The following is a 22,195-nucleotide window of genomic DNA, read 5'->3' as shown; positions in this document are numbered from 1 at the left end:
TTCATGACCTACTTAAGTAATGTTTTATTTGCCATTGTACTGGTAATTGGATTCGGATATTTTTATTTGAATGTAAAAAAAATTATTAGAAATATTAATCTTGGCCTTGATGTTGATCGTAGTGATAATCCACAGGCAAGATGGAAAAATATGGCTATGATTGCTCTTGGACAATCCAAAATGGTAAAGCGTCCAGTATCTGGATTTCTTCATATCATTGTTTATGTTGGATTTGTTATTATCAATATTGAATTATTAGAAATTATTATTGATGGGCTCTTTGGAACTCATAGAATTTTTGCTCCAATGGGAGTTGTTTATGATGTGCTAATTGGTTCTTTTGAAATATTAGCTTTATTGGTTCTTGTAGCTGTTTCAGTTTTTTGGATTAGAAGGAATATTATCAAGCTTAGACGTTTCTTTAATCCTGATTTAAAAGGATTTCCAAAAAGAGACGCCAATACGATCTTATATTTTGAAATGATTTTGATGGCATTATTTTTATTAATGAATGCATCAGATTTGCATTTGCAGAATGTACCTGGTGGTTTTTCACACTTTATAAAAGCAGGTTCTTTTCCAATAAGTCAATTTATTGCTCCAGTTTTTAATGGAATGTCAAATGAATTGGTAATGTTACTTAATGAAGGTTTTTGGTGGTTACATATTGTCGGCATTTTGGTTTTTATGAATTACCTTTATTTTTCAAAACACCTTCATATTTTATTAGCTTTTCCAAATACTTATTTTGCTAATTTGAAGCCACAAGGACAATTTGATAATGTAGCTTCAGTTACCGCTGAAGTAAAATTAATGATGGATCCAAATGCAGAACCATTTGCAGCAGCACCAGTTTCAGAAAATGCAACTCCAGCTAAGTTTGGAGCTAGTGATGTTCAGGATTTAAATTGGGTACAGTTATTAAATGCTTATACCTGTACAGAATGTGGGCGTTGTACTTCATCATGCCCTGCAAATCAAACAGGAAAAAAATTGTCTCCCCGTAAAATTATGATGGACACAAGAGACAGATTGGAAGAAGTAGGTAGAAATATAGACGCTAACAAAGGCATTTTTATCCCAGATAATAAGACTTTATTAAACGATTATATCACTCCTGAAGAGTTATGGGCTTGTACATCATGTAACGCTTGTGTGGAGGAATGTCCGGTAAATATCAGTCCGCTTTCTATCATTATGGATATGAGACGTTATCTTGTAATGGAGCAAAGTGCGGCACCAATGCCTCTAAATGCTATGATGACCAATATTGAAAATAATGGTGCGCCATGGCAATACAGTCAACAAGATCGTTTGAATTGGAAAAACGAAAATTAATCGGTTGTCATTAAATAAATAAAAATACCTCGCAAACTGGAATTTATTCCTTTTGCTAAAAAATAATATAAAAGTTATGTCAGAAAGTTTAATAGTCCCAACAATGGCCGAAATGATTGCTCAGGGTAAACAACCAGAAGTTTTATTTTGGGTTGGCTGCGCAGGAAGTTTTGATGATAGAGCAAAGAAAATTACAAAAGCATTTGTTCGAATTTTAAATCGTGCCAATGTTGATTTTGCTGTTCTTGGTACCGAAGAAAGTTGTACTGGTGATCCAGCAAAAAGAGCAGGTAATGAATTTTTGTTTCAAATGCAGGCCATGATGAATATTGAGGTACTAAATGCATATGAAGCCAAAAAAATTGTTACTGCTTGCCCACATTGTTTTAATACATTAAAAAATGAATACCCAGAATTGGGCGGTCATTACGAGGTCGTTCATCATACTGAGTTCCTTAAATCATTATTAGATTCAGGCCGATTAACTATTGAAGGTGGTCAGTTTAAAGGAAAAAGAATAGCTTTTCACGATCCATGTTATTTAGGTCGAGCTAATAATATTTATGAAGCGCCAAGAGATTTAATTGAAAAATTAGATGTCGAATTAACCGAAATGAAACGTTCCAAAGCTAATGGTTTATGCTGTGGAGCTGGAGGTGCGCAGATGTTTAAGGATGCCGAACCCGGAAACAAAGAAATCAATGTAGAAAGAACAGAAGATGCTTTGGAAACGAAACCAGATATTATAGCAGCAGCTTGTCCATTTTGTAATACCATGTTGACTGATGGTGTTAAAAATAAAGAGAGAGAAGGTGATGTTAAAGTAATGGATATTGCTGAATTGATCGCTAATGCCGAAGATTTGTAATTGCAAATCTTATTTTAAAAATATAAATCAAAATAAAATGTACGTTCCTTTTGAAAATTTACCCGGAGAATCCAGAATTTGGATTTATCAATCGAATAGAAAATTTTCGGACGCCGAGTTTTCTGAAATTGAGACTGATTTGCAATCATTCCTTAACGAATGGGCTGCTCACGGAACTAGTCTTGAATCTTCTTATTCATTAAAATATAATCGTTTTATTATCATAGCAGTAAATCAAGAAGTACAGGCAGCAACTGGTTGTTCTATTGATTCCTCAGTTGAATTTATTCAAGGTTTGGAAAAGAAATATGATGTGGATTTATTGGATAAAATGAATGTGACTTTCAAACAAGGAGAGCATATTGCACATAAATCTTTGATTGATTTCAAAAAAATGGTAAAAGACAAATCAGTTACTGAAAACACGATTGTTTTCAATAATTTGGTTAATAATATCGAAGAGTTCAATGAATCTTGGGAGGTTCCCGCAATTGATAGTTGGCACAGCCGATTTTTTTAAATGAACTACTATATGTCTAAAATACTTTCCCTTTTTGTGTTTTTTTTCTGGTTTTCGATTTCCAACGCACAAAATTTGGATATTGATATTTTAAAAGACATAAATGTTAACAGGAATACCAATTTGGATCCTTTTATGAAAGGAGTTACGAATAGCGTTACTCCAATTGTCATTGGAACTCCGATTGTTATTTACGCTGTGGGATTAATTGAAAAAGACAGTATAACTAAGCAAAAAGCGATTTTTATTGCTGAATCTTTGGGCGCTTCAGCATTTATTACTTTGGCTGTGAAAAGCATTGCAAAAAGGGACAGACCTTATGAAACCTATCCCGAAATAGATAATGTTACTGAAGAGTCGAGCTATTCTTTTCCCTCGGCACATACTTCTTTTGCTTTTGCAACTGCAACTTCATTGAGTATGGCTTATCCAAAATGGTATGTTATTGCCCCTTCTTTTTTGTGGGCCGGCACCGTTGGATATTCCCGAATGCATCTGGGTGTTCATTATCCTACCGATGTTTTGGTTGGTGCTATTGTAGGTAGTGGCTCTGCTTTTTTATGTCACAAATTAAATAAATGGATCAACAAAAAAAGAGCTCCTCATCAAAAGAAACTTTGGGAATAGACTTCGTTCAGCTTTATTTTTAGTTTATGAATGATTTTTGAAATGTTAAAATTTAACTTTTATTTCATAATAAACCCGATCTATTCTCATTACTTTCGTTACACTTAAAAGTCATATAAAAATGAAGATAATGTCAATATTGCATTGATGATTACTTGTTAATTAAATATGACACTAAAAAAACATTTAAAAACATATATGAAAATAGCAATAGTTTGTTATCCAACTTTTGGAGGAAGTGGCGTTGTTGCAACTGAATTAGGGTTGGAATTAGCAAGAAGAGGACACGAAATTCATTTTATAACATATAGCCAACCAGTACGTTTGGCATTATTAAATCCAAATGTGCATTATCATGAAGTTATAGTTCCTGAATATCCACTTTTTCATTTCCAGCCTTATGAATTGGCTTTGTCTAGCAAACTGGTGGATATGGTTAAATTGCACAATATTGACCTTTTACATGTTCATTATGCTATTCCGCATGCATATGCTGGCTACATGGCTAAACAAATGCTGAAAGATGAAGGTATTGATATTCCAATGGTAACAACATTGCATGGAACCGATATAACTTTGGTTGGTAACCATCCATTTTATAAACCAGCAGTTACTTTTAGTATAAATAAATCTGATTATGTGACTTCGGTTTCTAAAAGCTTGAAAGATGACACTTTAAAATTATTTAATATTAAAAATAAAATTCAGGTTATTCCAAATTTTATCGAATTAGAAAAAAATAATTATGATCCTACTATTCCGTGTAGTCGTTCTGTTATGGCTCAACCTCAGGAAAGGATAATTACCCACATCAGTAATTTCAGGAAAGTAAAGCGTATTCCAGATATTGTCAAAATATTTTATAAAATTCAAAAAGAAATTCCAGCCAAATTGATGATGGTTGGCGATGGCCCTGAAAAGGAGAAAGCTGAGAAATTATGTAGAAAATATGGGATTGAGGATAAAGTGATTTTTTTTGGTAACAGTAATGAAATTGATCGGATTTTATGTCTAACTGATTTATTTCTTTTACCTTCAGAAACAGAAAGTTTTGGTTTAGCTGCGCTCGAAGCAATGGCTTGCGGAGTTCCTGTAATATCTAGTAATTCGGGTGGTTTGCCTGAAGTAAATGAAAATGGTGTGTCAGGATACTTAAGTAATGTTGGTGATGTTGATGAAATGGCCAAAAATGCTCTGAAAATATTAAAGGAGGATAGCGTTCTCAGTGAATTCAAACGAAATGCATTGCATGTTGCTGAGAAATTTGACATCAAGAACATTCTACCAATTTATGAAGCTTTATATCTCAAGGCTATAAATAAATATAAGTAATTTAAGGGAACATCTTTTGTAAAGACAAAAGATGTTTTTTTTTAGTTATTGTCCCCGTAACTTTAATTTTCAAGTCTATAGCATTAATGAATTTATTCTTTTATAATTTTATACTTGAGGATAAATGTTATAGTTGAGTTATTGTGTTTCTTAAATATTTGTATCGTTTTAAAAAATAAAAGTGACTGCGGTATTTTTTTGAACTGAAAATTTAATGTAATTCTTTAACAGTTTATTGTTTTCTTATTTAAAAGTAACGCTATTTAGAATGCATTTAATGTGAAATATTACTAATTTATAATTTTTAGTTTAATTCATAAAACTTACATTTGCGTAAAATTTTATACAATGGCAGGAAATAGCTACGGAACACTATATAGAATAACTACTTTTGGTGAATCACATGGAGAAGCATTGGGCGGAATTATTGACGGTTGTCCTTCAGGAATTCAATTAGACTTAGATGCAATTCAGTTTGAAATGTCAAGAAGAAAACCAGGTCAATCAGCGATAGTTACTCAAAGAAAAGAACCCGATGATGTACAGTTTTTATCTGGAATTTTTGAAGGAAAAACTACTGGAACACCAATCGGTTTTATTATTCCAAATACCAATCAAAAATCAGACGATTATTCCCATATTAAAGATAATTACAGACCAAGTCATGCTGATTATGTTTATGAAAAAAAATATGGAATAAGAGATTATAGAGGTGGTGGTCGTAGTTCAGCACGTGAAACCGCCAGTAGAGTAGTAGCTGGTGCTATTGCCAAACAAATGTTACCACAAATAAAATTCAATGCTTATGTTTCTTCAGTTGGTCCAATTTTTATGAATAAAGCGTATCAGGAATTGGATTTTTCTAAAATAGAAAGTAATCCAGTGCGTTGTCCAGATGAAGAAGCAGCAATTGAAATGGAAGAATATATTCGTCAAATTCGTAAAGAGGGTGACACTGTAGGAGGTACGGTTTCCTGTGTGATTCAAAATGTGCCAATCGGTCTGGGAGAACCAGTTTTTGACAAATTGCATGCTGAATTAGGTAAAGCGATGTTGTCAATAAATGCTGTAAAGGGCTTTGAATTTGGAAGCGGTTTTGAAGGTGTAAAAATGAAAGGAAGTGAGCACAATGATTTATACAATCCTGACGGAACCACACAAACTAATCGTTCTGGCGGAATTCAAGGAGGAATCAGCAATGGAATGGATATTTATTTCCGTGTGGCATTTAAACCTGTTGCCACATTAATGCAAAAACAAGAATCTTTAGATAACCAAGGAAATATTACCGAAATGACAGGAAAAGGGCGTCATGATCCTTGTGTTGTTCCGCGTGCTGTTCCCATCGTAGAAGCTATGGCAGCAATTGTTCTTGCTGACTTTTTTCTTTTGAATAAAACTTATTTGTAATTGATGAATTTCAATGTTTATTTAAACGTCAAAATGGAATAAAAAAAAATACATTTTGATCAAATAAATTTGAAATTAAATCTTGAAAATTAATTAAATGAATAAAACACAAACTAATAAGGGATCTTTTTTTAAAGGTTTAACGGGTCAAATTCTTATTGCGATGCTTTTAGGAGCAATATTAGGTGTTATTATTCATAATTCCACAGCAGTAGAAACGACTCAGGAATTTAGTAACAAAATAAAAATGCTGGCTACCATTTTTATTAGGTTGGTACAAATGATTATTGCTCCATTAGTTTTTACCACTTTAGTAGTTGGAATAGCAAAATTGGGTGATATTAAAGCGGTTGGTAGAATTGGAGGGAAAGCTTTAGGATGGTTTTTTACGGCCTCATTTATTTCTCTGTTAATTGGAATGCTGTTTGTGAATTTATTGAAACCAGGTGTTGGATTAAATTTATCAGATATTGACTTGACCAGTGTTTCTGATGTTACTGCTAAAACTCAAAGTTTGTCTTTTGAAAACTTCGTAGAACATATAGTTCCAAAAAGTCTTTTTGAAGCGATGGCAACCAATGAAATTCTGCAAATTGTAATTTTTTCTATTTTCTTCGGATTGGCAGCAGCATCACTAGGTGATACTGCAAAACCAGTAATTGATTTTTTAGACAGAACTTCTCATGTTGTTCTAAAAATGGTAAATTACGTGATGAAGTTTGCTCCGTTAGGTGTTTTTGGTGCTATTGCCGGTGTATTTGCGGTGCGTGATTTTCAAGAATTAGCTATTACTTATTTTAAATTCTTCGGTTCATTTTTAATAGGGATTGGCACACTTTGGGTGGTATTAATTGTAGTAGGTTTTATCTTTCTTGGTAAAAGAATTAAAACATTATTGCAATATATTACGAGTCCATTAATTGTTGCTTTTGGAACTACAAGTTCTGAAGCAGTTTTTCCAAAGCTTACTGAAGAATTAGAACGATTTGGGGTGAAAGATAAAATAGTGTCTTTTATGTTGCCTTTGGGATATTCGTTTAATCTCGATGGAAGTATGATGTATATGACTTTTGCAAGTATTTTTATTGCACAGGCGTATGGTATTCATCTCGATTATCCAACACAATTTACGATGCTTTTGGTTTTGATGCTAACTAGTAAAGGGATAGCAGGGGTTCCTAGAGCAAGCTTGGTAGTTGTTGCTGCTAGTTGTGGAATGTTTAAAATCCCGATCGAAGGTATTGCATTAATATTACCAATAGATCATTTTTGCGATATGTTTAGAACGGCTACAAATGTTTTAGGAAATGCATTAGCGACATCAGTCGTTGGTAAATGGGAAGATGATAAAGAAGAAATTAATTAAAATGAAATAAATTTTATTTCATAATCATACATTAAACAAAAGCAGTTACATTTTGAAAAAAAAGTAACTGCTTTTCTTATTTGATAACTTAATGAGTTTTTAAAATATTATTAACATATAGATGCAGAATATCTTAGTTTTAACTTATATTTGAAAAAAAAACTTCTATTATGCCCCTAATAAGGATAGTTTTATTAATAATCTTATCATTTAATTTTTTAGGTACAACTTTAAATGGGCAAAATCAGTTGCCTTCTAAAAAAGAAATTAATCAATTAATAGCTTCAGCTACCAAGCTTCGCGAAGCTGGTGATTTCGAAAAATCTTTATTAATTTCAAGATTGGCTTTACGTAAATCTATTGCGATAAAAGATAATGTTCTTATTGCAGAAAATTATAATAATGTTGCGGCAAATTTTAATTCTTTAGTTGAATTTGATAAAGCTATTTTTTACTACAATAAAGCTTTGGCATATGCCAATTATACTGATAATGACAGCATAAAACAGAGGGTTAATAACAACCTTGGTAATATGTTTTGTTTTGAAAAAAAGAATTACAAAAAAGGGATATTTTATTATCGAAAAGCAATTGAATACAGTAAAAAAATTGCTGATTCCTCTCAACAGGCTTTTACAAACCTTAATTTGACCTGGGCACTTTTCGATATTAAAAAGTTTGATGAAGGTGAGGAAAGTTTAAAAACTGTTAATCTATACTATAAAAAGCATAAAAATAATTTTGTTGTAGTTATAGTGAGTATGCTTAACGGCATGTATTATAGTCACAAAAATAACAATCAAAAAGCTGAGTTTTATTTTAAAGAAGCTATTCGGCTTGGAAAAAAGCTAAATGAAAAATCGGATTTGTCATTTTCACATTTAGAGTATTCCAAATTTTTGTTTAAGCAGAAAGATTTCGAAAGAGCTTATGAGAATCTGAAACAATACACTGATCTAAGTGATGAAATTTATGCTGAAGAAAAATTAGCAAAAGCTAATGTACAAGGCATCAATCTCCAGCTAGACGAATACAAGCGTACGATTGACAAAATAGAAAATGAAAAAGATTTACAGTTTCAAAGCTTAAAAAAATCGAGGATTATTGTACTACTTTTTATAATCACCACATTTGTTTTATTGCTTTTTTTGAATTCATTAATTAGAAACAACAATTTTAAATTAAAATCAAATGCAGATTTATTGCTTGCAAATGAAGAATTGAAAATTGCCAAGAAAAAAGCAGAAGAGTCTGCTATGTTAAAAACGCAATTTGTTTCAACGATAAGTCATGAATTAAGAACTCCTCTTTATGGTGTTGTCGGAATTGCTGATTTACTGCTGGAGGAGCATAAGGAACTCGCTAAAAGCCCTCATTTAACTTCATTAAAATTCTCTGCTCGTTATTTGTTGTCATTGGTTAATGACATTTTGCAGATTAATAAAATTGAAGAAAATAAAATCATTTTGGATAATATGACTTTTAATTTGACAGATGAATTTAATATGATAAAAAATTCATTGTCTTTTATTGCCAAAAAAAATAATAATAAAATTGATGTTGATATTGATCCTTTAATTCCAGAAAATTTGATTGGAGATAAACTTCGTTTTGCTCAAATTTTAATGAATTTGGTCAGCAATGCCTTGAAATTTACTAAAAATGGAGAGGTTAATATAATTGCAAAACAGTTGGCAGTAGAAGGAGAAATGCATTCTATTGAAATTAAAATACAGGATAATGGAATTGGGATTTCTCCATCGGATCAGGATAAAATCTTTGATAAATTTGTTCAAGTAGGAAGGAAGGAACTGGATTATCAAGGTACAGGCTTAGGATTATCAATCGTGAAGCGTTTATTAGGCCTTTTTGGAAGTGATATTATAGTAGAAAGTGAATTGGGTAAAGGAACAGTTTTTACCTTTTGTATTGATTTTAAATCCAGCGTTTCCAGAACTAATGAAATAATAAATAATATCCAAGTGGATTTAACTTCTAATGAAATGTTCAAAGTACTTATAGTCGAAGACAATCGTATCAATCAATTAATTACCAAAAAGACTATTGAAAAGAATAATTATTCTTGCAAAGTAGTTGATGATGGCTTTATGGCTCTGGATATTTTATCAAAAGAAGATTTTGATATTATTTTGATGGATATAAACATGCCTTTGATAAATGGTTTTGAAACAACAAGACAAATACGGGCCAAAGGTATTGATACGCCTATTATTGCCTTAACAGCTTTTGATAAAAACGAAATAACAGACGAAGCAATTATGGCAGGAATGAACGATATTATTGTAAAACCATTTGATTCAGTACAATTGTTTAAAGTTATGAATTGCCTTATTTTAAAAGCTAAAACTATTATTTAATTTAAAAAAGTATTAGTTAAAAAAAAAACATCTTTAAATTTGACTTTAAAGATGTTTTAATTTTAAAAATGTATTAAAAGCTTAATACCATCTTTTTTTATTTTGTTTAGATGCGCTCGATTTTCGAGATTTGTGAGCGCCGCCGCTGCGGTTTGAATTTTTTGGTTTTTCGGTTGTTTCAGGACTTCCGGAATGCCAAGGATAAGGATGATCATTTATTGTTTTTACATCCACTTTTATTAGTTTTTGAATGTCTTTCCAGTAGTCTTTTTCATCTTTGCCACAAAACGAAATCGCAATTCCGCCATTTCCTGCACGACCAGTTCGTCCAATGCGGTGAACATAAGTTTCTGGAATATTTGGCAAATCAAAATTAACAACATAAGGCAATTGGTCAATATCTATACCACGAGCGGCTATATCTGTTGCCACAAGGACTCCAACTTCTTTATTTTTAAAAGCATCGAGAACGCGTTGTCTTGCGTTTTGGGATTTATCACCATGAATGGCTTCGGCAGCAATATTTTTTTTTCTTAATGCCTTTACTACATTATCAGCTCCATGTTTTGTTCTCGAAAAAACTAAGACATTTGATAAATTTTCATTGTTTATTAAATGATAAAGTAGATTTCTTTTTTCACCTTTTTCAACAAAATAGATGCGTTGTTCTACCGTTTCTGCAGTAGATGAAACTGGAGAAACCGTTACTGTTTCTGGATCCGTAAGAAACATTTCTGCCAATTCTCTTATAGCAATCGGCATCGTTGCAGAGAATAAAAGGGTTTGTCTGTTTTTTGGTGTCAGTTTAACAATTTTTTTGACATCATTCACAAAGCCCATATCAAGCATTTGATCGGCTTCATCTAGTACCAAAGTGTGTAAATGATTTAAATCAATAAAACCTTGTTTGTGCAAGTCTAATAATCTTCCTGGTGTCGCAATGACAATATCCACACCGCCCTTTAAAGTATCGACTTGTGGATTTTGAGATACACCACCAAACAATGTTAATTGTGTCAGATTAGTGTATTTTCCATAAGTATCAAAACTTTGTCCAATCTGAACAGCCAATTCTCTTGTGGGAGTTACAACAAGTGCGCGAATTACTTTTGCTTTTTTTGAAGAACCTACAATTCGATGCAATTGATGAATAATTGGAATTGCAAAAGCGGCAGTTTTTCCGGTTCCGGTTTGAGCACAGCCTACTAAATCTTTTCCTGCCAAAACAACTGGTATGGATTGTTCCTGAATAGGTGTAGCTTCTGTATAGCCTTCTTCAAATACGGCTTTTTGTATACTTTTTGAAAGTGATAAATCTTCGAATAACATATTTTGGATATTAAATTATCATGTATTAAGTACATAGATAAGGCCGCAAAGATAGTGTTATTATTTCGGATGAAAATTATTTTGCTTTAAGAGCGTAATTTTCTTCAGTTTATACCTGAATTGAATTATGTGATTTCATGAAGTCGGTAACAAGATAACCAATAAGTTTACCTATCAAATGATTGTTTTTATCTTCTCCTAAATCAGGAGCGCCTTCGCAAATGTGTATATATGTTGCATTCTTATTTTTGGCAAAGAAAGAAACAAACCGACGAAGTTCTTCAATCGAAAATCCGCTTAGGGTCATTGCACTGCTGGCAATATCTGGAATTGCATCCAAATCTATTTCAATTCCAAAAGGATCATTTTTAATGAAATCAAGAGCATTTGTCATTTCTTCAGAAAACACTTTTTCTTTTCTGATATTTACGCTGTCGTAGGTGTTGTATCGAACTCTGTCTTCAATTTTTTTTATTATATCTAAAACATTTTTGGAAGTATAATTTTCGTGAAGCCCAAAAATGAAATATTTTTTTAAGAACCCTTCCTCAAATGCATATGAAAATCCATTGCCACTATGACGACCTTCTAGAATCCTGAAATCTGAGTGTGCATCAAAATTAACTGCATTTATGGCTTTACCTTTTGCTAATGCCGCTCCTTTTATATTTCCGTATGAGTTGTTATGACCACCACCAATAACTATGGGAACTTTTCCGGCCTGAATTATTTTGCATATAATATGAGAGACTTCTTTGTCTATTTTTTCTACTAATTGACTTAATTTGGAACGGTCATCAATATCATTAAAATCAAGATGTTCAACTTCCATCATTTCCTTTTTAACATCAAGATATCCTAAAACAATAATTTGATTGCCTTTTGAAAAACGATTGTGTTGGATATTTGCTATGCCTTTTATTGCACTTTGCCATCCAGAAGCAGCTCCTGGTCGACCGTAATTAGCTCTAACTCCAATGTCTTCGGGAATGCCAAATAAAACAAATTTAGCCTCACTTTTTTTCATGAAATCAAAAGGATCAGTATCTTTTGGAATGATAAGCATTTTCTCGCCAAATTTTATTTCACCACTTCTGTGGTTAGTTACTTTTGCCAGATCATTAATACTGAATGTAATAAGCTTTTCCATAAAAAAGAATTCCCTAAAATAGATATTATTTATTTTCCAAAAATAATATAATTGAGTTAAGTTGCGTTATATATATTATTAAATTTGTAAAAACAATTATATTTTAACATGGAAAATCAAAAAAACAATTCAAGTCTAAAAGCAGTAATCGCTGTTTTAGCCATTTTATTAGTGGGAAGTTTAGTTTATATTTTTAAAATGTCATCTGACGTTGATGCAGCCCAAACCGAAGTTGTAAAAGTAGGTTCGGAAAAAGAATCTGTAATGAAAGATTTACAAAATCTTAAGGCTACTTATGATGCTGCAATTGCAGAAAACACATCAATGTCTGAAGAGTTACTACAAGAAAGAGATAAGGTAGTTAACTTGATGGAAGAGCTTAAAAAATCTAATGGAGATGTTTCTAAATATAGAAATCAAGTTAGATCTATGCAAAACCATATGAAAGAATTGATGGCAGAAAATGAAGGTCTGAAAAAACAAAATGTTACTTTAACGAATCAACGTGATAGTACGGTAGTGGTTTTGGGTCAGGCACAAAAATTTAATGAAGTTTTAGTTGGTCAAAATGATGAATTGTCTAAAACTGTTGAAAAAGGTTCTAAGTTATCAATTTTGAATTTGCAAACTGCAGCCTATAAATTGAAAAGTTCTGGTAAAGAAATCGCAACTGATAAAGCTAGTAGAGCTGATGTTCTAAAAATAAGTTTTACAATTGCTGAAAATTCAATTGCAAAATCTGGAGACAAAGACTACTATGTACAAGTGATTGATAGTAAAAACAATGTTTTGGGTGAAGCTAAAACTGTTACTTTTGGAGACAAAGTATTGACATATAGTTTTGTTTCAAGTGTAAAATATGAAAACAAAACAGTTCAAGTATCTCAAGATTTAGCTGGAAAAGATTTTGCTAAAGGGCAATATTCAGTAAATGTTTTTGATAAAGACCAATTGGTTTCAAGTACTAATTTTACTTTGAAATAATAAATAATAATTATAAAAAAAGAGCGATATTTAAAATGAATATCGCTCTTTTTTTGTTTAAAACTGTTTGAAATTCCTAACGGTTGAGAGTGTTCTTTATATTTTTGACCTTCAATTATTAGATAATTTAACTTACTATCTTACCATCAAGAATCACCTTGTCAATTAGGTTGCTTCCAAAGGCATAAGGTAATTGATAAAAAGAAGGGATTTCTTTTGTGATGATTAAATTGGCTTTTTTTCCTTTAGTAATACTTCCATGAGTTTTTGAAATTCCCATCGCGTATGCACCATTAATAGTTGCTGCATTTATAGCTTCCTCTGGTGTCATTTTCATTTTAATACAAGCAGTAGCAACAACAAAATTCATATTCCCAGAAGGAGTGGTTCCAGGATTAAAATCTGTTGCTAGTGCTAATGGAAGTCCTGCTGAAATCATTTCGCGTGCAGGAGTGTAAGGAATACTTATAAAATATGAACAAGACGGTAATGCAACAGGCATTGTCTCAGTGTTTTTTAAAGCTTCTATGTCTTCAGGATTCATGATCTCCAAATGATCTACAGAAAGTGCATTGTATTTTACACTAGCTTGTATTCCGCCAATAGAATTGAATTGATTGACGTGAATTTTTGGTTTCAAACCAAATTGTATTCCAGCCTGCATTATTTTTTCGGTATCTTCAACAGAAAAATAACCATTTTCGCAAAATACATCAATAAAATCTGCTAGTTTATCTTTGGTGATTTGTGGTAGCATTTCATTGATAATACAATCAATATATCCTTTTTTATTTTCTTTAAAAGCAGCAGGGAAGGCGTGTGCGCCAAGAAAAGTTGCTTTGATTGTTGTTGGATAATTTTGAGATAATCGTTTAATTACCCGAAGCATTTTGAGTTCGCCTTCAACAGTTAGTCCGTAACCAGATTTAATTTCGACAGCTCCAGTTCCCAATTGTATAACTTCTTCAAGCCTTGCTTTTGATTGGTTATAGATTTCTTCTTCTGATGTTTCATTTAGTTTTTTTGCAGAGTTTAAAATTCCGCCGCCGCGATTGGCGATTTCTTCATAAGACATTCCGTTGATGCGATCTACAAATTCTTGTTCGCGATTGCCAGCATACACAATGTGCGTATGACTATCGCACCAAGATGGTAAAACTATTTTTCCAGTTGCATCAATTGTTTTATCAACTTTTATTTTGGGAACATCTTTCATCTGACCAAAATCAGCAATTAAATCATTTTTCAATAATAAAAAAGCATTGGTAATGGTTGGCAAAACGGCCATTTCTGCTCCAGAAACTTTTTGTATGGAACTGTCACGAATTTGTAAAAGCTCTTTTATATTGATGATAAGTGTTGTCATGCTTTATATTTTAGTTTGAATAAAAAATTAGACCTAACAGGTTTTGAAGCTTGTTAGGTCTGTTTAAAGTATTTCAAAGTTTCAGAGAACTGTTGTTTTACTTGAGTTTTAAAAAGTTTTAATCTAAATCTTTTACGATTTAAATCTGTATTGATTTTTTATTCTGAAACTGTTATTTCGAACATTTTGTCCCAATTTTTTCCGGTTACAAAAATAGTTTTGGTTTTTGGGTTGTATGCAATTCCGTTTAAAACATCTTGTGAAGTTACTTTTACTAATTTACGTAAACCAGACATATTTAAAATCCCTTCAACTGCTCCAGAAGCTGGATTTATAATTGCTATTGCGTCTTTTTCGAAAACATTTGCATAGAATTTTCCATTGATTAATTCTAATTCATTAACAGCCTTAATTTTTGAAGATCCAGAATACACATTGATATAATCAATTAAATTTTGATTATTTGGATCCATTTTCCAGATTTTTTCTGTTCCATCGGATTGATAAATATATTTTCCGTCATTTGTCATTCCCCAACCTTCAATATCTTTTGTAAACTTGAATGTTTTTTCTAATTTGAATGTTTTTGCATTATAAATAAAACCTGTTTTTTCCTGCCATGTGAGTTGGTATAATTTATCATTTATGAAGGTAATTCCTTCTCCAAAATACTTAGAATCCAAATCAATTTGTTTATAAACTTTTCCAGTTTTGTAATCGTATTTTCTAAAATAGGAAGTTCCTTTTTGTCCAGTACTTTCACACAAAGTGTCATTGTGAAATTCAAAACCTTCGGTAAATGAAGCAGTGTCGTGAGGGTAAGTATTTATGATTTTATAACTCAATAATTTAGGCTCTACATTTGAAACCAATTCGATTCGTTTTGTTGCGTCAGAAGAATCACCTCCAAAATAAACAGTAGCTTTTAAATATTGATAGCCTAATTTTTGATCTTTTAAATCAAATTTGAATTTTTCTGAACCTTTTGTAGTTCCAACTTTTTTGTCATTAACGAAATATGCAATACTATCAACTTGTTTCTCTTTTGGATTAGAAATGCCAATCGAAACTGATTCTGTAGATGTAAAATGCGCCGGAAAAGCAGAATCATCGATAGTGAATAAAGAATTTTCACCTTTTTTTGTGTCGCCACATCCAATTAATGTAATTCCTAATAAAGTAGCAATTAGTAAGTTATATTTTTTCATCGTTTAAATTTTGTAGCCACCAATATACAACGTTATTTTTATTAGACCAAAGCGCTTGCAAAAATATAAAAAGGTTGTATATTTGCACCGGCAAGTCCTACACGACCAGCTCCTGCAGACTCCCCCAGGATGGGAACATAGCAAGGGTACGTGGTTGAGCGGTGCGATGTAGATCGCTTGCCATTTTTTTTATTTTAGAATTTATGCAAAAGTAGTCTTCCTTCGGGAGGATTTTTTTATTTTTACCCAAACCATTTTGATTTTACGATTTACAATATCGGTCGTACGATATGGAGTAATGGTTTTATTTTTAATTGTTCTATTAGTAATAAATATTCAATTTTGTTTGCTAAATATGATAAAGCGTAAATCAAATATTGTCTATTGCAAATCGTAAATATTAAATATCGCAAATATCTATGAATAAAGTTGTTTTAATCACAGGAGGTTCTTCGGGAATTGGAAAATCTATTGGAGAATTTTTGCATTATAAAGGTTTTGTTGTTTATGGGACTAGCAGAAATCCTGAACGAATTACAGATTCGGTTTTTCCTTTAATAGCTTTGGATGTCCGAAATGTTGATTCGATTCGGTTGGCTGTTGCTGAAGTAATTACTGCTTCTGGAAGATTAGATGTTGTAATTAATAATGCTGGTGTTGGAATTACTGGACCTTTGGAAGAAATTCCGACAGAAGAAATCAAAAATAACTTTGAAACTAATTTGTTTGGACCAATTGAAGTAATGAAAGCAGTTTTGCCACAAATGCGCAAACAAAAATCAGGTCTCATCATAAATGTCACTTCAATTGCCGGATATATGGGCTTGCCTTACAGAAGTGTTTATTCGGCTTCAAAAGGAGCGTTGGAATTGATTACTGAAGCTTTGCGTATGGAAGTAAAATCATTTGGTATCCAAATTACTAATGTTGCGCCAGGGGATTTTGCTACGAATATTGCAGCAGGTCGGTTTCATGCACCAGTTATAAAAGGTTCGGCTTATGAATTATCGTATGGAAATAATCTTCAAACAATGAATGAACATGTTGATAGCGGAAGTAATCCTCATGAAATGGCTGAAGAGATTTATGTAATCATTCAAAACCCAAGTCCTAAAATTCATTATAAGGTTGGTGCTTTTATGCAAAAGTTTTCTATTGTATTGAAAAGAATTCTTCCTGATAAAGTATATGAAAAAATGTTAATGAATCATTATAAACTTTGATAAAATAAAGGTTTTATTTAACTGATTTTATTGCTATTGTTATTGATTTTTGAAGTTAATATTGAAATTGATTTCGTAATTTTGCACCGGATTTGCGTGAGGGATAGGAGCAAGCTACCATGTAGCGCGTATAGCCCGACCGCATTTAGAAAAGGCGCGCAATAAGCGGTTTGTATGTAGCGCCTTTTATAAATGGGGTCACGCCCTAATAATTATGAACACAATTTAAATATAAATATATTATGAAATTTTTTATTGATACGGCTAATTTAGCTCAAATTAAAGAAGCACAAGCGTTAGGTGTTTTAGATGGTGTAACTACTAATCCATCGTTGATGGCTAAGGAAGGAATTACCGGTAAAAACAATATTTTGAAACATTATGTTGATATCTGTAATTTGGTTGATGGTGATGTAAGTGCTGAAGTTAATGCTTTGGATTTTGAAGGAATGGTTAAAGAAGGAGAGGAATTGGCTGATTTGCACGATCAAATTGTGGTTAAATTACCTATGACGAAAGAAGGTGTAATGGCTGCTAAATATTTCTCAGATAAAGGAATTAAAACGAATGTAACTCTTGTGTTTTCAGTAGGTCAGGCTTTATTGGCTGCTAAAGCTGGTGCTACTTATGTTTCTCCTTTTGTTGGGCGTTTGGATGATATTTCGACAGACGGTTTGAATTTGATTGAAGAAATCAGAGAGGTTTATGATAATTATGGTTATGAAACTCAGATTTTAGCAGCTTCTGTACGTCACACTATGCATATTGTAAATTGTGCTAAGATTGGTGCTGATGTTATGACTGGACCATTATCTGCTATTTATGGTTTGTTGAAACACCCATTGACAGATATCGGTTTGGCTCAGTTTGTTGCTGATTTCGAAAAAGGAAATAAGTAAGAAAGAGTATTTAGTTTTCAGGCTGCAGTATTTAGTTACGAAAACTTATAAAAAAAGTTCCATTTCAATACGAAATGGAACTTTTTTGTTTTCTCAGGTATTTGAATTTTGTATAAAAAAAAGTCCCATTCTGTTTTAGAATGGGACTTTTTGATTCATTTTACTGAGTACTCAGTCTTAAAGCTGAATGCTTGTTAATGTCCGCCACCTTCGCTTACAACATGGGTTATACCTTGTTTTTTCAATATTTTAGGGCAATAGAAGCCATAAAATGCTAAATAAGCAAAACCTAGAAGTGGTACAATATATGAGAAATGTGTGTAGCTGATTCCAAATATTCCGTCAGGACTAGTTAAATCCAAATCACATATTTTACCTTGTACAAGTGGAATTACACCGCCACCAAGAATCATCATTATTAAGAAAGAGGAAGCTTTTCCAGTGTTTTTTCCTAAACCAGCAATAGCTAAATCGAAAATTGATGGCCACATGATGGAACAGAATAATCCACCTGAGATGAAAAAGAATTTGGCAATAGCCGGATCTGGCCAAACTAAACCTAATACCATCATTAATAAACCTGAAATTCCGAAAAGCATTAATGTTTTTCCAGCATTTTTGCCACCTATGAAACTTACTATTATAAATAATAAAATCCAGATAGGGTAGATGTAAAATGCAGAAACATCATGTGCCGCAAAAACATTTGCTCCAATGATAACTCCAAAAGCTAAAGCTGGGACAATGAATTTTAACGCAACATTTACAACAGTTGAAGTGTTGAAAACATTGATACCACCGTTCCAACGTCCAATCATTAAACTTCCCCAGTATAAGGCAATAAATGGTGCAATTGCATCTTCTAAAATGTTACCAAATTCGTTTGTATGAAGTAAAGCTGGTAAATTACTAATAATGGTAACCTCTGTTCCAACATAAACAAATATTCCTAACATTCCTAAATACAACTGTGGGTAGTCTAAAATATTGAATTTGGCATGTTTATGTTCGATATGAGCCTCTTCTTCATCTACTTTAGCAGGGTCTTCGATCTTTGAAAAATTCATGAAAACCGCAACGATGATAAAGGCAAGACCTAAGATTATAAAAGGTAACTTGATGTCTTCTAAAGAAAGGGTTGTTTTTTTGTTATCTCCCATACCAAACAATGCAATTCCTAATAAGATCGCACCAATTGTTGTTCCAAAAGAATTTACCCCTCCAGCCAAAGTTAAACGGTGGGCTCCAGTGGCTGGGCTTCCCATTTTAATTGCAAGTGGATTAGCAACAATTTGTTGGATAGAAAACCCTAAACCTACTGTAAATAAAGCTGTTAAAAAGAAAGGAAAGCTTTCTAATGTTGCAGCAGGAACGAATAAAAATGAACCAACTGCTGAAAGTAACAAACCTGCTGAGAGTGTTTTTTTGTATCCGAATTTTTGTAAAACATCGGATTTTAAAGATATTAGGAAGAAGATTATTGATCCTACGAAATAAGCAGCATAAAATGCCCAAGCAACTAATTGTGATTGTACCTGAGATAATGTAAATACTTTTTTGAATACTGGGATTAGGATGTCATTGGCAGATCCAACAAAACCCCAAAAGAAGAAGACAATTATCAAAGAGATAAATTGTCCCCATTTGGTTTGCACATTTTCTGAACTCATAATTTAAAATTTAATGTTTTTTGGTTATTAATTAGTTTTTTGATGCTGCAAGACTGTAAATATATTTGTTAAGAAATTCAAAAAAAAATTTTATGATACAAAGTTTTTAACTTTTAAATAAACGACAATATTTTGTCTACAAATGATTGTCTGCTTGCTATTTATTAAGTAAAAAATCGATGTAGATATGTATTTTTAGCAACATATTTATTAAAGAAAGGAGATTCTTTGTTTTGTGTTTTAAATGTGAAAAACACACGAATAATTAAGAATTGGGTTATTCGAAATTTTAATATTATTAGTAATGCAAAATATAAGTTCTGGAGTTTTTTATTCCAAGATTTTACTTTTTACATCTTTGCTGTAATTTCTACCTATAGGAATTGTATAAGATGCAATCTGGATTCTATTTCCTTCTAACGATTTTACTTTGTTCAATGCGATAGTATATGATTTATGGATGCGCATAAAACGTTCTGCAGGTAATTCTTCTGTTAGTGAAGTTAAGGATTTATGTGTGATATAAGTTTTTTCGGCAGTGACAACTTTTATGTATTCTTTCATTCCTTCGACAAAAAGAATTTCATCAATATTGATTTTTACCATCTTTTTGTCCACTTTGATAAAAAGGTGTGGTTCTGAATGATGGTTTTCAATTTTTATATTATTCTTTAAATTATGCTCTGCTTCGATTTTATGAATGCATTTTATAAAACGTGGAAGAGGAATTGGTTTTACTAAATAATCGAGTACTTCTAGATCATAACTTTCGGCAGCAAATTCTCTAAATGCAGTTGTAATGATAATTCGAGTTTTTTTCTCCAATAAACGTATTAGCTCAAATCCTGTCATCATTGGCATATTGATGTCTAAAAAAACAGCATCAACATTATTAGCATTAATGAATTCTAATCCTTCTAATGAATTGTTGAATGTCTTTAAAATTTCAAAATCGGAGAAGTTTTCAAAATAATTGAGTAACACTTTTATTGCTAAAGGTTCGTCGTCAATTATTACACATTTAATCTTCATTATATAAAGGGATTTGTATTTTGATTATATAAAAGTTGAATTTTGTTTTTTGGTTCAAAGAATAATTATTCTTGTAAATAAGTTTCAACCTTTTTTTGGTATTTGATAAGCCTATTCCTTTTTTGTGTTTTAGAGGCTGTGAAAGTACAAAATTATTTATTATTTCAAATTCCAGCATAGACTTTATCACTCTTAAATTGATTTTAATTTTTAGGTTTTCATTATTTATTCCGCCGTGTTTGAATGCATTTTCGATCAGTGAAATAAATAATAATGGGGGCACTTTTATAGTGTCGATATCAGATTCTAGATTAATGGTCACTTCAACATTCTGAAATCGAAGTTTTTCGATTTCAATGTAATTTTGAATATAATCGATTTCTTTAATTAAATCCACAAATTTATCATCGTCAATCTCATACAGTACATATTCCATAAGACTGGAAAGTTTAATAATAACATCCGGAACCTTGCTTGAAGATTCTAATGAAAGCGAATACAGATTATTTAATGTATTAAAAAAGAAATGCGGTTGGATCTGATTTTTTAGGTATTTCAATTTTATTTTATTCTGATTCTCCATTATAGCTTTGTTTCGATCTCTTTCTTTGAGCCACGTCAGCATCAGATAAATAGAAGAAGCAATGGCAAGCACATATAATTCTCCTATACAAACAGCCACAATGTGATTGATTTCAAAAGGGCTGTAATCTCTATTGGCTTCTGGCCATATATTTTTGGAAATAATATAATAAGTAAGACCTGTTTTTAATAAATAAACTACTGCTAAGCTTGCAATCAATGAAAATGCATATTTAATGTATTTCGACTTTAATACAAATCTGGGGATGAGTATAAATAAATTGAAATAGACTAATGGTATATGAAGTGCAAATTCGATTAAGTTGGATTTGAATGAATAAGTGTAATCATTAAAATAAGCTCCCCATCTTAAAAAATTGAGTAAAAAATATAGTGTCCAAAACCAAACGTGGTTTTTGAGTTTTATTTGAAAATTAATTTTTTTCATTGGATATGTTAAAAGTGTAAAGGAAAATTCAACGTTTAGCGATAAATTTTGTTTTTGCAACAATAATCATTTTGTTATTAAAAATAAGCTTTTGGTTAAAAAAAATCTATAAATAAGTTATATCACCTCAAAATGTATATTAAGAAAACGTTTTCGGAAAACGCATTATTGATTAATTTATGTCGTTCGTTTAAAAAACAATGTTGTTGGTTTAATTTATTTTTTTTAACAAAACGTTAAGGATAATTTTACGCTATAACTAACAAAAATAATTTAAAAATGAGAAAAATTTTTTTAATCGTAATGATTATTTTTACTACGCAAGTTACCCTTGCGCAGGTAAAAACGATCAAGGGTTTGGTTTCTGATGCTAAAGGTATGCCTTTACCTTCAGCAAATGTTACAGTGAAAGGAGAGTCAAAAAAAGGTACTACCACAGATTTTGATGGTAGCTTTACTATTGAG

19 protein-coding genes and 1 other RNA gene are annotated in these 22,195 nt (G+C 31.6%); 13 read left to right on the top strand and 7 right to left on the bottom strand.

What is annotated here, in order from left to right:
- Positions 1-3: 3 nt before the first annotated feature.
- The 8 genes from VLC96_RS14555 (at position 4) to VLC96_RS14520 (ending at position 9,839) form a co-directional block, all read left to right on the top strand.
- The gene (locus VLC96_RS14555; RefSeq protein WP_325264054.1) at positions 4-1,338 is read left to right on the top strand and encodes a (Fe-S)-binding protein; all 1,335 of its coding nucleotides are present in this window, start codon (positions 4-6) and stop codon (positions 1,336-1,338) included.
- A 76-nt stretch (positions 1,339-1,414) separates the two neighbouring features.
- The gene (locus VLC96_RS14550; RefSeq protein ID WP_325264052.1) at positions 1,415-2,206 is read left to right on the top strand and encodes a (Fe-S)-binding protein; all 792 of its coding nucleotides are present in this window, start codon (positions 1,415-1,417) and stop codon (positions 2,204-2,206) included.
- Between the two features lie 37 nt (positions 2,207-2,243).
- The gene (locus VLC96_RS14545; protein ID WP_325264050.1) at positions 2,244-2,726 is read left to right on the top strand and encodes an ABC transporter ATPase; all 483 of its coding nucleotides are present in this window, start codon (positions 2,244-2,246) and stop codon (positions 2,724-2,726) included.
- A 12-nt stretch (positions 2,727-2,738) separates the two neighbouring features.
- The gene (locus tag VLC96_RS14540) at positions 2,739-3,353 is read left to right on the top strand and encodes a phosphatase PAP2 family protein (RefSeq protein ID WP_325264049.1); all 615 of its coding nucleotides are present in this window, start codon (positions 2,739-2,741) and stop codon (positions 3,351-3,353) included.
- A gap of 198 nt (positions 3,354-3,551) precedes the next feature.
- The gene (gene bshA, locus VLC96_RS14535) at positions 3,552-4,685 is read left to right on the top strand and encodes an N-acetyl-alpha-D-glucosaminyl L-malate synthase BshA (RefSeq protein WP_325264047.1); all 1,134 of its coding nucleotides are present in this window, start codon (positions 3,552-3,554) and stop codon (positions 4,683-4,685) included.
- Between the two features lie 348 nt (positions 4,686-5,033).
- Positions 5,034-6,095: a chorismate synthase gene (aroC, locus tag VLC96_RS14530; protein WP_325264045.1), complete on the top strand. Its 1,062-nt coding sequence runs from the start codon at positions 5,034-5,036 to the stop codon at positions 6,093-6,095.
- A 97-nt stretch (positions 6,096-6,192) separates the two neighbouring features.
- On the top strand, positions 6,193-7,461 hold the full coding sequence (locus VLC96_RS14525; protein ID WP_325264043.1) for a dicarboxylate/amino acid:cation symporter: 1,269 nt from the start codon (positions 6,193-6,195) through the stop codon (positions 7,459-7,461).
- Positions 7,462-7,631: 170 nt separating this feature from the next.
- Positions 7,632-9,839, top strand: a complete 2,208-nt coding sequence (locus VLC96_RS14520; protein ID WP_325264042.1) for a response regulator — start codon at positions 7,632-7,634, stop codon at positions 9,837-9,839.
- Between the two features lie 81 nt (positions 9,840-9,920).
- Here the strand turns inward: VLC96_RS14520 and VLC96_RS14515 are convergent, their stop codons facing one another.
- On the bottom strand, positions 9,921-11,168 hold the full coding sequence (locus tag VLC96_RS14515) for a DEAD/DEAH box helicase (protein ID WP_325264040.1): 1,248 nt from the start codon (positions 11,166-11,168) through the stop codon (positions 9,921-9,923).
- Positions 11,169-11,277: 109 nt separating this feature from the next.
- The gene (locus VLC96_RS14510; RefSeq protein ID WP_325264038.1) at positions 11,278-12,318 is read right to left on the bottom strand and encodes a formimidoylglutamase; all 1,041 of its coding nucleotides are present in this window, start codon (positions 12,316-12,318) and stop codon (positions 11,278-11,280) included.
- 108 nt (positions 12,319-12,426) lie between these two features.
- On the opposite strand from VLC96_RS14510, the gene VLC96_RS14505 reads away from it, so the two are divergent.
- Positions 12,427-13,302: a DUF8428 domain-containing protein gene (locus VLC96_RS14505; protein ID WP_325264036.1), complete on the top strand. Its 876-nt coding sequence runs from the start codon at positions 12,427-12,429 to the stop codon at positions 13,300-13,302.
- A gap of 127 nt (positions 13,303-13,429) precedes the next feature.
- Here the strand turns inward: VLC96_RS14505 and hutI are convergent, their stop codons facing one another.
- Positions 13,430-14,668: an imidazolonepropionase gene (hutI, locus tag VLC96_RS14500; RefSeq protein WP_325264034.1), complete on the bottom strand. Its 1,239-nt coding sequence runs from the start codon at positions 14,666-14,668 to the stop codon at positions 13,430-13,432.
- 158 nt (positions 14,669-14,826) lie between these two features.
- A complete protein-coding gene (locus VLC96_RS14495; RefSeq protein ID WP_325264033.1) occupies positions 14,827-15,876 on the bottom strand; it encodes a glutaminyl-peptide cyclotransferase in 1,050 nt (349 codons plus the stop codon).
- 88 nt (positions 15,877-15,964) lie between these two features.
- Here VLC96_RS14495 and ffs point away from each other — a divergent pair.
- From ffs to fsa, 3 genes are all read left to right on the top strand, one after another.
- Positions 15,965-16,062, top strand: an RNA gene (gene ffs, locus VLC96_RS14490) — signal recognition particle sRNA small type.
- A 233-nt stretch (positions 16,063-16,295) separates the two neighbouring features.
- Positions 16,296-17,099: an SDR family oxidoreductase gene (locus VLC96_RS14485; protein WP_325264031.1), complete on the top strand. Its 804-nt coding sequence runs from the start codon at positions 16,296-16,298 to the stop codon at positions 17,097-17,099.
- Positions 17,100-17,341: 242 nt separating this feature from the next.
- Positions 17,342-17,998: a fructose-6-phosphate aldolase gene (gene fsa, locus VLC96_RS14480; RefSeq protein ID WP_325264029.1), complete on the top strand. Its 657-nt coding sequence runs from the start codon at positions 17,342-17,344 to the stop codon at positions 17,996-17,998.
- A gap of 194 nt (positions 17,999-18,192) precedes the next feature.
- On the opposite strand, the gene VLC96_RS14475 is transcribed toward fsa, so the two are convergent.
- From VLC96_RS14475 to VLC96_RS14465, 3 genes are all read right to left on the bottom strand, one after another.
- Positions 18,193-19,668, bottom strand: a complete 1,476-nt coding sequence (locus tag VLC96_RS14475) for an MFS transporter (protein WP_325264028.1) — start codon at positions 19,666-19,668, stop codon at positions 18,193-18,195.
- A gap of 330 nt (positions 19,669-19,998) precedes the next feature.
- Positions 19,999-20,700 (bottom strand): LytR/AlgR family response regulator transcription factor, encoded by a 702-nt coding sequence (locus VLC96_RS14470; protein ID WP_325264026.1) that lies wholly within the window; start codon positions 20,698-20,700, stop codon positions 19,999-20,001.
- Positions 20,690-21,730, bottom strand: a complete 1,041-nt coding sequence (locus VLC96_RS14465; protein WP_325264024.1) for a sensor histidine kinase — start codon at positions 21,728-21,730, stop codon at positions 20,690-20,692. Before VLC96_RS14465 ends, VLC96_RS14470 begins: the two co-directional genes overlap by 11 nt.
- A gap of 279 nt (positions 21,731-22,009) precedes the next feature.
- Here VLC96_RS14465 and VLC96_RS14460 point away from each other — a divergent pair.
- The coding region (locus tag VLC96_RS14460) for a carboxypeptidase regulatory-like domain-containing protein (RefSeq protein WP_325264022.1) at positions 22,010-22,195 on the top strand (186 nt) is incomplete at its 3' end.

This window comes from Flavobacterium sp., from assembly GCF_035456085.1.
Lineage (GTDB): Bacteria > Bacteroidota > Bacteroidia > Flavobacteriales > Flavobacteriaceae > Flavobacterium.
The sequence above is the reverse complement of the archived record's forward strand: the minus strand, read 5'-3'. Positions and strand labels throughout refer to the sequence as shown.

Excerpts from the sequence above, each read along its gene's own strand:
- VLC96_RS14555 (WP_325264054.1), top strand. The coding sequence starts at position 4 with ATGACCTACTTAAGTAATGTTTTATTTGCCATTGTACTGGTAATTGGA.
- VLC96_RS14550 (WP_325264052.1), top strand. The coding sequence starts at position 1,415 with ATGTCAGAAAGTTTAATAGTCCCAACAATGGCCGAAATGATTGCTCAG.
- VLC96_RS14545 (WP_325264050.1), top strand. The coding sequence starts at position 2,244 with ATGTACGTTCCTTTTGAAAATTTACCCGGAGAATCCAGAATTTGGATT.
- VLC96_RS14540 (WP_325264049.1), top strand. The coding sequence starts at position 2,739 with ATGTCTAAAATACTTTCCCTTTTTGTGTTTTTTTTCTGGTTTTCGATT.
- bshA (WP_325264047.1), top strand. The coding sequence starts at position 3,552 with ATGAAAATAGCAATAGTTTGTTATCCAACTTTTGGAGGAAGTGGCGTT.
- aroC (WP_325264045.1), top strand. The coding sequence starts at position 5,034 with ATGGCAGGAAATAGCTACGGAACACTATATAGAATAACTACTTTTGGT.
- VLC96_RS14525 (WP_325264043.1), top strand. The coding sequence starts at position 6,193 with ATGAATAAAACACAAACTAATAAGGGATCTTTTTTTAAAGGTTTAACG.
- VLC96_RS14520 (WP_325264042.1), top strand. The coding sequence starts at position 7,632 with ATGCCCCTAATAAGGATAGTTTTATTAATAATCTTATCATTTAATTTT.
- VLC96_RS14515 (WP_325264040.1), bottom strand. The coding sequence starts at position 11,168 with ATGTTATTCGAAGATTTATCACTTTCAAAAAGTATACAAAAAGCCGTA.
- VLC96_RS14510 (WP_325264038.1), bottom strand. The coding sequence starts at position 12,318 with ATGGAAAAGCTTATTACATTCAGTATTAATGATCTGGCAAAAGTAACT.
- VLC96_RS14505 (WP_325264036.1), top strand. The coding sequence starts at position 12,427 with ATGGAAAATCAAAAAAACAATTCAAGTCTAAAAGCAGTAATCGCTGTT.
- hutI (WP_325264034.1), bottom strand. The coding sequence starts at position 14,668 with ATGACAACACTTATCATCAATATAAAAGAGCTTTTACAAATTCGTGAC.
- VLC96_RS14495 (WP_325264033.1), bottom strand. The coding sequence starts at position 15,876 with ATGAAAAAATATAACTTACTAATTGCTACTTTATTAGGAATTACATTA.
- VLC96_RS14485 (WP_325264031.1), top strand. The coding sequence starts at position 16,296 with ATGAATAAAGTTGTTTTAATCACAGGAGGTTCTTCGGGAATTGGAAAA.
- fsa (WP_325264029.1), top strand. The coding sequence starts at position 17,342 with ATGAAATTTTTTATTGATACGGCTAATTTAGCTCAAATTAAAGAAGCA.
- VLC96_RS14475 (WP_325264028.1), bottom strand. The coding sequence starts at position 19,668 with ATGAGTTCAGAAAATGTGCAAACCAAATGGGGACAATTTATCTCTTTG.
- VLC96_RS14470 (WP_325264026.1), bottom strand. The coding sequence starts at position 20,700 with ATGAAGATTAAATGTGTAATAATTGACGACGAACCTTTAGCAATAAAA.
- VLC96_RS14465 (WP_325264024.1), bottom strand. The coding sequence starts at position 21,730 with ATGAAAAAAATTAATTTTCAAATAAAACTCAAAAACCACGTTTGGTTT.